General features: G+C 52.7%; 12 protein-coding genes. 3 read left to right on the plus strand and 9 right to left on the minus strand.

From position 1 onward, the window contains the following. Window positions 1-48: 48 nt before the first annotated feature. The 3 genes from ACZ5BW_RS05095 to ACZ5BW_RS05105 all read right to left on the minus strand — a co-directional run bounded on the left by ACZ5BW_RS05095 (window position 49) and on the right by ACZ5BW_RS05105 (window position 4,000). Window positions 49-501 carry a M67 family metallopeptidase gene (locus tag ACZ5BW_RS05095; protein ID WP_464543158.1) on the minus strand — a complete coding sequence of 151 codons (453 nt, stop codon included), beginning with the start codon at window positions 499-501 and terminating at the stop codon, window positions 49-51. A gap of 347 nt (window positions 502-848) precedes the next feature. Beyond that, on the minus strand, window positions 849-2,021 hold the full coding sequence (moeB, locus tag ACZ5BW_RS05100; protein WP_464543160.1) for a molybdopterin-synthase adenylyltransferase MoeB: 1,173 nt from the start codon (window positions 2,019-2,021) through the stop codon (window positions 849-851). A gap of 38 nt (window positions 2,022-2,059) precedes the next feature. Continuing rightward, window positions 2,060-4,000 carry a TonB-dependent receptor gene (locus tag ACZ5BW_RS05105; RefSeq protein ID WP_464543161.1) on the minus strand — a complete coding sequence of 647 codons (1,941 nt, stop codon included), beginning with the start codon at window positions 3,998-4,000 and terminating at the stop codon, window positions 2,060-2,062. 606 nt (window positions 4,001-4,606) lie between these two features. Between ACZ5BW_RS05105 and ACZ5BW_RS05110 the strand changes: the two genes are divergently transcribed. Continuing rightward, window positions 4,607-7,696: a transglycosylase domain-containing protein gene (locus ACZ5BW_RS05110; RefSeq protein WP_464543162.1), complete on the plus strand. Its 3,090-nt coding sequence runs from the start codon at window positions 4,607-4,609 to the stop codon at window positions 7,694-7,696. Between the two features lie 186 nt (window positions 7,697-7,882). On the opposite strand, the gene ACZ5BW_RS05115 is transcribed toward ACZ5BW_RS05110, so the two are convergent. Continuing rightward, window positions 7,883-8,209: a DUF2905 domain-containing protein gene (locus ACZ5BW_RS05115; RefSeq protein ID WP_464543163.1), complete on the minus strand. Its 327-nt coding sequence runs from the start codon at window positions 8,207-8,209 to the stop codon at window positions 7,883-7,885. Between the two features lie 150 nt (window positions 8,210-8,359). On the opposite strand from ACZ5BW_RS05115, the gene ACZ5BW_RS05120 reads away from it, so the two are divergent. After that, a complete protein-coding gene (locus ACZ5BW_RS05120; protein ID WP_464543164.1) occupies window positions 8,360-9,676 on the plus strand; it encodes a glucoamylase family protein in 1,317 nt (438 codons plus the stop codon). 299 nt (window positions 9,677-9,975) lie between these two features. Further along, a complete protein-coding gene (locus tag ACZ5BW_RS05125) occupies window positions 9,976-10,494 on the plus strand; it encodes a beta/gamma crystallin domain-containing protein (protein WP_464543165.1) in 519 nt (172 codons plus the stop codon). Between the two features lie 319 nt (window positions 10,495-10,813). Here the strand turns inward: ACZ5BW_RS05125 and ACZ5BW_RS05130 are convergent, their stop codons facing one another. From ACZ5BW_RS05130 to ACZ5BW_RS05150, 5 genes are all read right to left on the minus strand, one after another. Beyond that, a complete protein-coding gene (locus ACZ5BW_RS05130; RefSeq protein ID WP_464543166.1) occupies window positions 10,814-11,320 on the minus strand; it encodes an REP-associated tyrosine transposase in 507 nt (168 codons plus the stop codon). A gap of 113 nt (window positions 11,321-11,433) precedes the next feature. After that, complete coding sequence (locus tag ACZ5BW_RS05135) at window positions 11,434-12,114, minus strand: alpha/beta hydrolase (protein ID WP_464543167.1); 681 nt, start codon at window positions 12,112-12,114, stop codon at window positions 11,434-11,436. Between the two features lie 55 nt (window positions 12,115-12,169). Next, complete coding sequence (locus ACZ5BW_RS05140) at window positions 12,170-12,481, minus strand: (2Fe-2S) ferredoxin domain-containing protein (RefSeq protein ID WP_464543168.1); 312 nt, start codon at window positions 12,479-12,481, stop codon at window positions 12,170-12,172. Between the two features lie 38 nt (window positions 12,482-12,519). After that, entirely contained in the window at window positions 12,520-13,620 is a 1,101-nt protein-coding gene (locus ACZ5BW_RS05145; RefSeq protein WP_464543654.1) for an ABC transporter substrate-binding protein, read from the minus strand. Between the two features lie 11 nt (window positions 13,621-13,631). Further along, entirely contained in the window at window positions 13,632-14,432 is an 801-nt protein-coding gene (locus ACZ5BW_RS05150) for an ABC transporter permease (RefSeq protein WP_464543169.1), read from the minus strand. Window position 14,433 lies beyond the last annotated feature (1 nt).

The raw sequence follows: 14,433 nt of genomic DNA on the forward strand, positions 1-14,433 counted from the left end.
AGAAGGTCCTTTTAAAAGGTTCTTTCAGAAGGTCCTTCCAGAAAGCCCCTAGGCTACCATCGCGCCCATCGATAATTCCCATTCCGTCTTATATGAATTCATCACTCTGATTCTCTCTTCGGTGACCATTCCATCGAGAATGCGGAAGCTGCGGATTTCTTCTCCATATGCGGGGTCGGTTGGAACAATGACATAATGGGATTGGGGCTGGGATGCGTATTGCACGTCGGTACGGCTTGGATAGGCTGACGTATGGGTATGGGAGTGATAAATCACGATGGACTCTTCGCCGCGTGCCTCCATCTCTCTCCAGACCTGTAGCTGCTCTTGCGGATCGAACTTGAAAAATGTTTCCGACCGGGCCGCATTGCGCATCGGGATGAGGCGCAGGGGAAGATTCGATTTTTCCGGACCGGCAATGACGCCGCAGGTTTCGAAAGGATGATCTTTATGTGCCTGAGCAAGCATTGCTTCAACAAGCTTGGCGTGTATGGTCAGCATGATTCTTATCCTCCATGATGTTGACATTAATCGGCATATTCCCGGTCGAGAAAAATATAATTTCGTCATTCCGGACCTGATCCGGAATCCAAAGGTTTTCCATACTGGTTGACAGGGTAGGTCGGGTTCCGCCTGACCCCCAGGTGTTGTTTGACAGGGCGTCCTCCAAAATGTATGACATAACAATATCATTTCAAGTAGGTCGGGCTCTGCCCGACGTCAAGTGTTGTCGGGCAGAGCCCGACCTACAATGAATTAGTTGCCGGGCAGAGCCCGACCTGCAATGAGTCAACCAATATGAGTCAACCAATGAAATAAAAAAATAAACTGTTCGGTATGACGACAGCTCAATAACCTGGCAGCGTCTGATCTACGTCCCTGATCCACGCCAGGATTCCGCCCTCCAGGCTTTTGACGTTCGTAAAGCCCCGTTTGCGCATCTCCATGAGAACATCCCGGGACCGAACGCCCATCTTGCAGTGGAGCACGATGAGGTCTTCCTTGTTCAATCGGGATAAAACTTCCTCGGACATCATCCTGTCCTTGGGAATATGATTTGCTCCTTCGATATGCACGATGTTCCATTCCTGGATTCCGCGAACATCGATAAGCTGCATGGGTACGCTGCTTTCCCGCATCTCTTTCAGTTCCAGCGCGCTGATCGTGGGAACGTTCGGTTTACTGTCCGCCGCCGACCGCGGGAGCCCGCAAAATGCCTGGTAGTCGATCAGTTTCGTAATCGGCGTTCTTACCGGAGTCCGCCGTAGCGGGATGAACCTGAAGGTCATATCCAGGGCATCGTAAACAGCAAGCCTGCCGAGCAACGTATTGCCCAGGCCGGTAATCAATTTGATGGCCTCGGTAGCCATGATCGCGCCGATGGATGCGCACAGTATGCCCAGCACGCCACCTTCCGCACACGATGGGGCCATTTCGGGCGGCGGGGGTTCGGGATAAAGGTCGCGGTAGTTCAAGCCGCGTTCCCCTGGCGCATCTTCCCAGAAGACTGAGGCCTGCCCTTCGAAGCGGAAAATGGATCCCCAGACATAGGGCTTTCCAGCCAGCACACAGGCATCGTTGACGAGATAGCGGGTGGAGAAATTATCCGTTCCGTCCACTACCAGGTCATACCCCGAGATAATGTGAATAGCATTTGTTGTTTCGAGGCGTTCATCGTGAATCCGAACCTGCACATAGGGATTCAGGGCATTGACAGAATCCTGCGCGCTCCTGCATTTGGGTCTGCCGATATCCTCCTGCCGATGAATGACCTGCCGCTGCAGGTTGGATTCATCGACGACATCGAAATCGATAATCCCGAGAGTTCCCACGCCGGCTGCTGCCAGATAGAGGAGTACGGGTGATCCCAGGCCTCCGGCGCCGATTATCAGGACCTTGCTGTTCTTGAGACGCTGCTGCCCTTCCAGACCGACATCAGGAATCAGCAGGTGGCGGCTGTAGCGCGAAATTTCTTTTTTACTCAATTCTTCCGAGGGATGTACCAGCGGTGATAACTGCATTCGAAACCTCCATGTTCAAGTCAAAGGATCATCATTTTTTAGAAGCTTGCGGCTATGCCGATCTGCCCCCACCGGCCCGGCATGGGATAACCCGGACGGTAGGCATAATTGGCATCCAGAAGGTTTTCCATGGCCACGAAAATTTCTCCTTTCTTGCCCAGGAAAGGCAATGGGTGGGAGACACGCGCATTCATGATTACAAATGAATCGACCTGCTCGGTATTCGCTGCCCCGGCTGCGCGGGAACGGCTGAGTGCCAGTACGCTGGATTGATACTGGGTATCGATCGTCACGCGAATCATTCCGAATTGCCCGTTGAGACCGGCTGTGACTGCTCTTGCCGGGGTATAAGGCAGGCTGTCGATGGTGGGATCGAGCAAGGTCAGCCCGCCGAATACTGTCCAATGACGCCCGATATTCTGTCTGATCGCAATCTCGGCCCCCCGGATCGAATAGGTGCCGAGATTCAGAAACTGAGGCGGCGGCGGAACATTCGGCGGAAAGCCGAAGATGTACCGGTTTTTTACCTGATCGATAAAGAGGCTGACATCGATTTGCGTCGCCTCGACAGGCGTCAGTTTCAAACCGATCTCCGCATGATTGAGTTCTTCCGCGGACAGCTGTTTCCATGTCTGCCCCAGTGGTGGAATCACGAAGGAGAGAACAGGTGCCTCCAGACCCGGATAGTTGATACCGCGTGAAACATTGCCGAAGAGAGTCAGCTTTTCGGAAACCAGGGAGAGGCCCGCATGGGGCGAGGTTCTCGTGCGGAACATGCTGTGATCGTAGACACGTATTCCGACCGACGGCACCAGCGACCAGTTTTCATTGAGATCGATCTTCTGGCTTAATGCCACATAAGGCGATGTAACACGGAAAGTCGGCGCATCGAAACTGTCTCGGGGAGCTGGCGGTAGCCGGTTGAATCGTACGTCGCCCGAAACCCAGTTGCTGTCGAGACCGGCGACAATAGCGCCTCCCTTCCATAGGGAGAATTCTTCTTTCCAGCGCATGCCGATCATCTCGAAATTGGTGAGCGTATCCCCATCCAGCCCTGCTTGATGCAGCCAGTTGCCTTCTCCCTTGTTGTAGTAAAAACGCAGGTCGCCACGCCACGCATCATGCTGATGCGATACGAAGGCAGTCACCATTCCCGCCTGGGTGTTGTACCGAGGCGCTACAGCGGGAAGGGGGTGACGGTTGTCTCCGGGATCGCGTGCCTGATTGTCCACAAAGAGAAAACTCGTGCCCATTGACCAATTGGCGTTCAGGCGCATCCCGATGCGTCCCATTACATTGTTCAGCTCGCCGTTCGCATTAGGCCGATGTCCATTCGATTGGGCATGGCCTTGCGCCAGCATGAAATCCACGTTTCCATAACGGCCTACCAGATCCGCCTGCTCTATGAAGGTGCTGAAGTAGCCTCCGGATATTCTGCCGCTGGCATGCAGGCCGTCTTCAATGGCGCGCTTGGTTTCCAGATTGATCGAGGCAAAGTTGTTCCCGTTGATTTGTGGCTGCGGGCTTTTATATACTGTGATCGACTGCATGCCGTTGACCGGCAGAAGATCGAGCAAGGGATGGTTCCAGACCCCCATGTAAAACGGGACGCCATCGATGTAGGTTTTGATTTCGCTGCCGGGCCGGCTGACGCCCATCCCACGGATATAAACCGCGCCGCCCTGATCCCCGCCAAAGGCACCCACGGGGTTGTAGCGCGATATCTGGACGCCAGGCGTGCGCCGCAGCGCGTTAGCCAGATCGAATGCATTCTGATCGTGCAACTGGCTTTCGGTAACGACTGCCGATGTGCTGGAAAAACCGTCGATACGAACGCGATCTATGATCGGATTGGCGGTTACCACGATCGGAGTGAGTTCAGTTTCATGCGCCATGGCAAAACCGGAGCAGATTATCGTCAAGACCGCAGATAGTGCGGATACCGTGTTTTTTCTTCTTATCATTTTTCTTGTTTTCATCGAATTCCTGTGAATCGCTGCAAGCAGGGCTACTCAACAGGGCCAAAACAGCCATCAATGCCGTAAATGACGAAGTCATTTTCTCGAAGGCGGAATGCATATCGAAGTAAAGCCCGAAGTAAAGCCTGTGCCGGGAAAAACCGGGAAGAGCTTGTCACTCGCAGCCAGGAGAATATTGATAAACCCTGTATTGCTGCTGAGGTGGAATGTAAAGCAAATCGTAGAAATTAGGAATGTGGCATATTGCCGCATGTGACAAATTGTCGCATGTCATATTGCGGCACTCGCACCAGGTTTGACGGAGAATGTTTCATCCTCTCGACGGACTATATTTCCGGTATATATCCGGCATTGCGGAATCCAGCCTTGCTGTTGAGTGTCTTAAACATTGCAGTTCGATATCTGCTTATTTATCATGTCTAGAATGCCCGAGGCAGTTTGCCCCCGGAAACGAAATAAACGGCGAAAAAATTTAACGACCCTTTTGATCAGAGATTCGACTCGAATTCAAAAAAGCGAATAAGTCGAGGAAAATGCTGCATTTCATGGTTTGGTTGATACCCATAAAACAGTAATGTTGTATTTTTACCCTTGCTGATTCCTACTGTGCAGCGTGCGCTCAGGTTTTTCACTCTCCGCGTATTGATCCTGCTTTTTGCTGCGCTTTCAGTCGCAGTCTTTCTTGCTCACCGGGAAATAGAAACATCCTGGTATCAGGCATGGCGTCTGTCGAAGCTGGCTGGTGACCTGAAGTGGGAGATGAGAAGCGGTCCGGATGAAGACTTCACGCGGCTTGCTCTTTCCCAGACTGGACCGTACGACATCCGTCTGGGCTACAGCCGCTTGCCCCGGTTGCTTCAGAACCTGGAAAAACATGGTTTCGAGGTGCAGGCGCAGGCGCATGCTTCCAGGCAGATGAAGGATCTGGTCCGGAGGGGCGTGTTCGTGCCGTATCGCGAAAAATCCCAGGCGGGCCTCGAAATAACCGGAAGCAACGGGCAGTCGCTATACCGCGTGTCGTTTCCAAGGCGGATTTACGACAAATTCGAATCCGTTCCGTCGGTGATCACGAGCAGTCTTCTGTTTATCGAAAACCGAGAATTGCTGGATGAGGCCCAGCCGAAAAAAAATCCTGCCATAGACTGGACCCGGCTAGGCAGGGCGATCCTGGACAAAGGGATTCAGGTTTTCAACTCCGATCATGACGTTCCCGGCGGCAGTACGCTTGCAACGCAGATCGAGAAGTACCGTCATTCTCCCAACGGGCTGACGCTTACCAGCGGCGACAAGTTCCAGCAGATTGCTTCCGCCTCCGTGCGTGCGTACCTGCAGGGGGACGGCACGCTGGCGGTCCGCAAACAAATCGTGGTGGATTACCTTAATACCGTTCCGCTTGCGGGCGCTCTCGGATTCGGAGAAACGAATGGAATCGGGGACGCTCTCTGGGCCTGGTATGGGCTCGATTTCGACGAAACCAACCGTATCCTGAACTGGCAATACCGGAACGAAGCCGAATTTGTCGAAGCCGCAGGGCGCTACAAGCACGTACTGAGCCTCATGATCGCGCAGCGGAGGCCTTCCTATTATCTGCTGGTCGGCCGCCAGGAGTTGGGCGAACTCACCAATGCCTATCTGCGCGTGCTCACCCAGGTGAAAGTGATTCCACCCAGGCTCAGGGATGCCGCACTTAGGCAACCTCTGCGGTTTCAGGATGCCTTCAAGCCGGAGGAGATCAAGGACTTTTCCGCCCAGAAGGCGGTCAACGCGGCACGGGTACGCCTTGCGTCACAGCTCGGGTTACAGGGGCTGTATGACCTGGATCGGCTGGATCTGTCCGTGCAGAGCACGCTCGACATTGATCTGCAGAAAAAAACCACCGAAATGCTGCGCCAGTTGCGGGACCCGATAAATGCGGTAGCGGCGGGACTGTATGGCCATCGTCTGTTGGGGAAAGAAGATCCATCCAAAATCATCTATAGCTTCACGCTTTCAGAATTGACTCCTGACGGGGCCAAATTCCGTATTCTCGCTGATAATTTCGACCAGCCTCTCGATATCAACAAGGGGACCAAGCTGGATCTGGGTTCCACGGCCAAGTTGAGAACACTCGTGAGTTATCTCGAAATTGTCGAGGCGCTGCATGGGAAATATGCAGCCCGGGAACCGAAAGCGTTACGCGCGGAAGAGGTCGATCCGAGCGATGCACTCAGCCGCTGGGCAATCGACTATCTTTTGCATAGCAGGGACAAGAGCCTGAAATCCATGCTGAACGCGGCCATGGAACGCAAGTATTCCGCCAGCCCGTATGAGCGCTTCTTTACCGGCGGAGGCCAGCATGTCTTCCATAATTTCAAGCCCGAAGACAACTACAGAATCATGAGCGTGCGCGAGGCTACGACCAACTCGGTCAATCTCGTTTATATCCGGTTGATGCGGGATATCGTGCGTTATTACATGTTCCAGGTGGGAGGGTCGTCCGCCAAAATACTCAGGGATGCGAGTAATTCCGATCGGGAGGAATATCTTCGGCGCTTTGCCGACAAGGAAGGCAGGCAGTTCATCAACCGCTTTTACTTGAAGTACAAAGACAAGGCTGCTGATCCGCGGGAGGTGAACGATATATTCTTTTCGAGTTTCCGGCACACGCCCCGGCGTCTCGCGGCAGCTTACCGCTATATTTATCCAGCCTCCAGTCTCGTCGAATTCGTGGCCTTCATGACGCCGCATTTGCCCAGATTCAAAAACCTGGATACCTATAGACTCGAGGATCTGTATGAAGCTTACGGCCCGGGAAAATATTCACTGGCGGATCAGGGCCACATTGTCACGGTTCATCCTCTGGAATTATGGCTGGCACGTTACCTCATCCTGCATCCGGCAGCCGACTACAAGGAGGTGATCGACGCGAGCGCTGGCGAGCGCATTGCCGTTTATCACTGGCTGTTCAATACCATCCATAAAAACTCCCAGGATGTGCGTATCCGCGGTCTTCTGGAGGTCGAAGCATTTCTCGAAATCCACCGCAGCTGGAAACGCCTCGGGTATCCTTTCGACTCCCTCGTGCCATCGCTCGCCACGGCTATAGGAAGCTCCGCAGATCATCCTGCTGCCCTTGCCGAGCTTATGGGCGTCATCCTCAACGATGGCGTCCGGGTGCCCGCACTGCTGATCGAACGCCTTCGCTTTGCAGCCGATACACCTTTCGAGACAATCGTCGAGAAGAAACCTGTCAAGGGCGAAAGAGTATTTTCACCCGAACTGGCGGCAACGGTGCGCAGTGTCCTGACCAAGGTGGTGACAGCGGGTACGGCTTCGCGGCTGGCGCATGCAATTGTGGAAGAGGATGGCTCGGAAATCCTGATTGGCGGGAAAACGGGGACGGGAGATCATCGTCATATCACGTTTTCTTCACCCGGAGTCATCAAGGAATCGCGTGTGGTGAATCGTTCTGCTACTTTTGTCTTCTTTATCGGTGACCGTTTTTTCGGGACCATGACTGCATTCGTGCCGGGAGTGGATGCAGCAAACTACACGTTTACCTCGGCACTTTCCACACAGGTGATGAAGAAACTGGTACCGGTCCTCAAACCCATCATTGACAGACCTCCATCCTGGCCGGAATCCACCCTGGCGGAGGATGCGATCAGGAAAACCTTACCGGAAGAAAAGGAAAAGCTGGAACCGGCTTCCAGCTAGAGATTCATAGTATTTTCTGGTCGGATCAGTAGTACCCGGCAGCGTCCGGATTCAGTCCTCTGTGTTGATCCACCACAGGAAGACGACTATCCCCAGCACAAGTGCGAGGCCGAGAATAGCCTTGGCAAATTCCTTCACAAACCAGAACACCATTGATTCATATAAATTCACATTTTCTCTCCTGATTTATTTTCGGGTCCACCACCACAGCAGAAACGACAGAACCAGCGACACCAGCAGCCCCGTGGTGAGCGGGAAGTAGAGCCTGAAATTCTCGCGCTCGATGAAAATATCTCCGGGAAGACGGCCAAAAGGCAATTTCGACAACCAGGGCCACAATAATCCCGCCAATACCAGCACAATGCCGAATAGGATGAGCAGACGCTGCATAAGAATTCCCGACTCGTCATTTTCTGCGAACATGTTCCAGCAAGTGTAAACCTGTTTTTCCGGAAAGATCAATTCGCTCTTCCCGGTTGATAGCAGGATTCCTTCCGCCACCTTATTCGCCAACTCCCTCCTCCTAAGTGTGCTAACCCACCGAAGCTATGCTATTGCCTCGGCTAATATGGATTTTTGGTTCCTATGGCGAGGAAAAAATGAAAACGAACCACTGTCTTATTGTTTACTGACAGGACCTGTCGTTTCCTACATAGATCGACCATGCAAACTGAAACCGTTTCTTCGAGGGAGCAATCCGATGATGAAATGCTGGCAAGCTTGCAGCAGGATTCATTTTCCTATTTTATCCACGAGATCAATCCCACCAACGGCCTTATCCGCGACAAATCACATCCGCATTGGCCGGCCAGTATTGCTGCCGTAGGCCTCGGGCTTGCCGCTTATGTGATCGGAGTCGAACGGGGGTTGATGACCCGGGCAGAGGCAGTGAAGCGCACGCTTACCGTCCTGAAATTCTTTGCCAGCGCTCCTCATGGACCCCAGCGTGACGCTACCGGCTACAAAGGTTTTTATTATCACTTCCTTGATATGGAAACGGGAAGGCGTGTCTGGAATTGCGAGCTTTCAAGTGTGGATACTGCATTTCTGATTGCCGGCATGCTGGCAGCCGCCGCATATTACCAGCATGAGACGAAGGAGGAGGAGCAAATCCGGAACCTTGCCGATGATCTCTACCGACGAGTTGATTGGCACTGGATGCAGAATGGGCAGGCGGCGGTAAGCCATGGCTGGACCCCTGAAAGGGGCTTTCTGACATATCAATGGACGGGTTATGATGAAGCCCTGATTATTTACCTTCTTGGACTGGGGTCTCCTACACACTCGTTGTCGGAAGAAAGTTACGCTGCGTGGACTTCGACCTATAAATGGAAGAAGATCTACGATATCGAATTCCTTTATGCGGGACCGTTATTCGTTCATCAGTTGTCACATATATGGATCGATTTTCGCAGTATTCAGGATTCCTTCATGCGCGAGCACAATACTGATTACTTCGAAAATTCCCGTTGCGCAGCACTTGTCCAGCAGCGATATGCAGTACGTAATCCGCTCGAGTTCAAGCATTACAGTGAATATTGCTGGGGCATAACTTCCAGTGACGGCCCTGGGCCCGTTACCCGACAGGTGGACGGCATCCTTCGCGTTTTTTATGCCTATATTGGTCGAGGTGCACCTTATGGTCCTGATGACGGCACTCTCGCGCCTTGGGCCGTGGTTGCTTCGCTACCGTTTGCGCCGGATGTCGTACTTCCAACGATTAAAAAATGTGAAGGCATGAATCTGAGAAAAGCCGAGAAATATGGTTACAAGGCTACATTCAATCCCACCTTTCCAGTGGAGCCTTACCAGGAATTTGGCTGGGTTTCGCCTTATCACTTTGGTTTGAACCAGGGGCCCATCGTATTGATGATTGAAAACTATCGCACAGGATTGTTGTGGTCACTGATGCGAAAATGTTCTTATCTTGCAACGGGCTTACGACGTGCAGGATTTAAGGGAGGCTGGCTGGAAGGTTAGAAGTTATTTCCTCACCTGAGCGAATGAGGCTTGCAGACCTCCAACGCGAGACAGTTGCGCATCAGGGTGAATAAAAGGAATGACTGGAACATCTTCAGTCGCTTTCTCCTGTTGTTCATCCCACCGGTAGTCGATTATGTGTGAAAGCGAACGGAACGCGTGGGGGTCTGTCACTAGGATTAATAGATGACCTGCACCGTTCCTTTTTTATGAAGAGGGCTTCCGGGCTGGTTTGTCTTCTATCTTCGTTAATCGAATCTGATTGCAGTCCTCAGATTTCTGTTCTCAAGGAGGATAACATGAATATTCTGGTAAAGAAGAACTCCCGTAGTTTACTGACCATAGTTGCATTGGCGTTCGGTATGTCTGTTTCGGTCGGTCTCAGCGCGCAGGAGTATCCTGAGAAGCCGGCAATGAATAAGAAGCCTGCACCGGTCGAGAGCAAACATCCCGGGGCCAGGGGCGGCAAGACGACTATCGAAGTTCCCGTATTGATGTTCGTTCCAGTCCAGGTTTCCGCCGAACTGGAAAACAAAGGGTGTTGGGTGAAATTTTTTGACAAGAAGAATTTTCAAGGCGATAGCCTCTTTCTCAGCGGTCCCGTCAATTTGCCTCGACTGATTGGTCCGTTTGGCAACGATTGGGAGAACAAGGTGCGCAGCGTCAAAGTCGGTCCCAAGGCCAATCTCACCATTTTTGACAATCACAATTATCGGGACGAGGATAAGTTTCTCGATGCCGGTGCGGAAGTCGCTAAGCTGTCGAAGGAAATGGGTTTTTTTGACAACTTCCGTTCAATGGTACTGAATTGTATTTGATTTGCCGTCCGCTTCGTTGATCTGATCGATTCAAGGAGACCTGGAATTCGTCAGTGGGTTCCGCACGGCCAGTCAGCTTAAGGAATCGCGCCAGGTACTTGGGCATCGCTGTTTCCTCGGCAGTTTTACCTCTGTAGCGCTATTTGGATGGATTTTTAGAGATAGCAGCGGTGCGGTGCAGCAGATCGTAGGGCAGATTCTATCTGCCGTCGCAACAGGATGGCGGGTAGAACCCGCCCTACGAGCTACGAGTTACCAACTATAGCTTGACGGATTTAATTTGTAGGTCAGGCTTTGCCTGACAACTTTGATCTGTATATCATTCGCCGAAAGGTTTCCCCTCAATTTCTTTTTGGGCAATACCCCAATCAACAGAATAAACACCAGCCGTCACAAAACGATGGAAGGTGGAATAAGGCCAATCTGCTGCGCGGTGGACGAGGCCATGTTTAACCGGGTTCCAATGAATGTAATCCAGATGGCATGCAAAGTCATTCTCGTCACGGATGAAGTGCTCCCAATATCGAGGTTGCCAGAGTTTGACCCCGGAGCTCAATTCCAGATTGTGCCGGGTCAGGCGTTTTATCTTTGCCCATCGTAACGGGAAATCAGCATCTCCTTGTGGTAAGCGCCAGAGGCAATGCAAGTGGTCGGGCAACAGTACCCATGCCTCAATATGAAACGGTTGCTCCCTCTTTACCGTTTGTATTGCTGTCCTTAGTGCCGCACGTGTAACTTCCCGAGTAAAAACCGGTTCTCGTCCAGCCGCTACCACGGTAAAGAAATAAACACCTCCCGGAGTTCTACAACGTCGATAGTTGGGCATGGGTTTTTAGGAATATAGAGCGTGGGAGGCGGTGCAGCAGATCGTAGGGCAGGTTCTATCTGTCGTCGCAACAGGATGGCGGGTAGAGAACCCGCCCTACGGCTATCGGCTCATTAGGGGCGGCAGGAATCGAGGACAATGCGTTTGAGTATATGCAGGCGCCGATGAAAGAAATGCTCTGCGCCGGGTACAACGACAATGGGTAATTCCTGCGGGGCAGCCCAATCCAGAACGGTTTTAAGCGGAACGACGTCATCCTGAGCGCCGTGAATGATCAGCACGCGGGATAGAGATCGGACATCCTGCGTATCCTGCGGAAAGGAGAGGGGAGGGGCGCTCAAGCGTTCCACCGCTGGGGCGACCAGGACGACCTGCTGCGGCTTGAGCCGTTGCGCGGCGAAGATCTGGATTGCGCCCCCGAATGAAAATCCCGCCAGGCACAATGGCGGGGAAGAATCGAAGCGGGAGGCATATTCCGCTGTTACAGCTTCCGCCACCGCCACCACATCCTCGACTTCTCCCATGCCATCATCGTTGCCTGAATAGAGAGGACCTTCGCTCTGCTCCACACCCCGGAAATTGAATTTGACCGTGATAAATTCAAGCTCCAGAAAGGATTTGAACAAGGTATGCACTACCTTGTTATTCATGGTTCCGCCATAGAGCGGATGAGGGTGTGCGATAACGGCAATACCTCGGGGGGAAGGCGAAGCCGGCTCCGCCAGAACCGCTTCCAGCTTTCCCGTCGGGCCATCAATGAACAGGTTTCTGAATAAGTTTTGGGAATTATGCACAGTCAATGGATGTACGTATAGCCGCGAGTCGAATGAGCAATATCATACACTGAGATCAGATCCGCAGCCGCTCGACCACACGGCCGTTTTTCAGGTGTTCTTCAATGATTTCATCGATATCCTCCTTGTCCACGTAGGTATACCAGACATCTTCGGGATACACGACGATGACAGGACCTTCATTGCAACGGTCCAGGCAGCCTGCATTATTAATCCTTATCCTCTTGTTTTTAGTGTCCAGCTTGAGTGTCTTTACACGCTCTTTGGCATAGTCGCGCATTGCCTGGGCGCCAAAGTTATTGCAGCACAAGGTTCCGGGTTCACGCTGGTTCACGCAGAAAAATACATGCCGATGGTAGTAGCTCATGGTTTTTGTCTTGAATGGATGAGCAGAAATTATAACGATTATCGCAATTTAATTTCTGTCCACAAGCGGCTCAGCAGTCGTCGCTGCTTGCGGTCGAGATCGCGCAGCATTTCAAGCCGGGCAATCAGTTCCGGATCGGGAAAAATGGCCTTGTTGCTTGCAATCTCGGGCTGGATGTATTGCAAAGCATCGAGATTGGGATTGCCTGAACCGATGAGGTTGGTAAGTTCGGCAGAATTCTTTCCATCCAGCATGAAATTGATGAATTGGTGAGCAAGATCGGGGCGTTTCCCGCTCTTGTGCAGCACCATGCTATCCACTGCCAGCACCGCTCCCTCTTTGGGCGTCGAATAGCTGATCGTGAATTTTCGCCCGGTTTTCTGGGCGTCGAGCGCCGCCTGGAACATGTCGTTGGAATAACCGTGCGCCACCCACAGATTTCCCACTGCCAGTTCCTTGATGTAGCTGGTATTGCTGAAGGCCGCCCAATAGGGTTTGGCACGCACGATCAGATCGGCGGCCTCCTGCCAATGCCTCTCATCCGTGTCGTTCACGGAATAGCCCAGATACTTGAGCGCGGCAGCCATCAACTCACGCTGGCTGTCGAGCACGGTCACCCGTCCCCTGATTTTTTCCAGGTATCTTGGCTCGAAAATAATTGCCCAGGTATCAGTCGGCAGGCCAAGCCGCTCGATCTTCTCCTTGTTGAAACCGAGCAGAGAGAGCGTGTAGGCGTAGGGGACCGAGTATATATTACCGGGATCGAAGGCCGTATCGAGATAGGCGGGGTTGATATTCCTGAAATTGGGCAGCAGCGATTTGTCCAGCGGACTCAGTACTCCCTGGCGGATGAGGGTGTCGAGCGCATTGCCCGTGGGAACGATAACATCATAACCGGTGGCGCCTGCTGCGAGCTTCGCCAGCATTTCCTCGTTATCGGCATAATAATCCTGCGACAGGTCGCACTTGCAGGATTTCTCGAAGCGCGCAACGGTTTCCGGCGCGATGTAGTTATTCCAGTTGAACAGGTGCAGGACATTTTTGCCGCTGTTGGCCGCATCCGGATTCTGTGGAGCGCACCCCGCAGCGAACGTGAGCAGTGGCACCAGCAGAAAAAAAAGGAGTCGTGGAGAGTTCATCATTTCGCCGCTTATTTTGCCGTGCGAGGTTTCGCGCTCCCTTCCGAGGAGTCGTTTGATTCAAGCCGGGCGGCAATGATGATCATGACCAATGTCAGCAGCATCAATAATGTGGAGATGGCGTTCACTTCAGGCGTTACTGCAACTTTTATCATCGTATAAATCTGGATCGGCAGAATCGGTTCGCCTACACCCTTGGTAAAGAATGTGATGACAAAATCATCGATGGACAGGGTGAACGACATCAGGGCGCCTGCGACCACGGCCGGCATGATGAGCGGCAAGGTGACGAGCCGGAAAGTCTGCCACGGCGATGCGCCCAGGTCCCGCGCCGCTTCGAAGATGCTTTCATCCATTCCCTGCAGCCGCGCCCGCACGATGATGGCAACAAAACCAATGCAGAAGGTAGTGTGCGCAATGATGATGGACACCATTCCGAGCGTGAAATTCAGGACTTGCAAAAAGAATAGCAGGATCGATACCCCAAGCAGGATTTCGGGCATTGCCACTGGAGTGAATACCAGCACTGGCAATACCTTGAGCTTGTACCGGTGTATCGCCAGGCCGGACATCGTGCCCAGCAGGGTTGCGCAGAAGCTCGCGCACAGCGCGATGATGAGCGAGTTGCGTGCCGCCAGCAGCATCTCGGTATTGTTGAACAGCGCCTTGTACCAGAACAAGGTAAAGCCGACCCATTCAGCGTTCAGCCTGGAATCGTTGAACGAGTACAGCACTACGATGATCAGCGGGATATAAAGAAAGGCGTAAACCAGCACGGCCGCGAACCACAACCAGGGATTGCCGCGCTTCATG

The organism is Nitrosospira sp. TNL300, assembly GCF_055385915.1.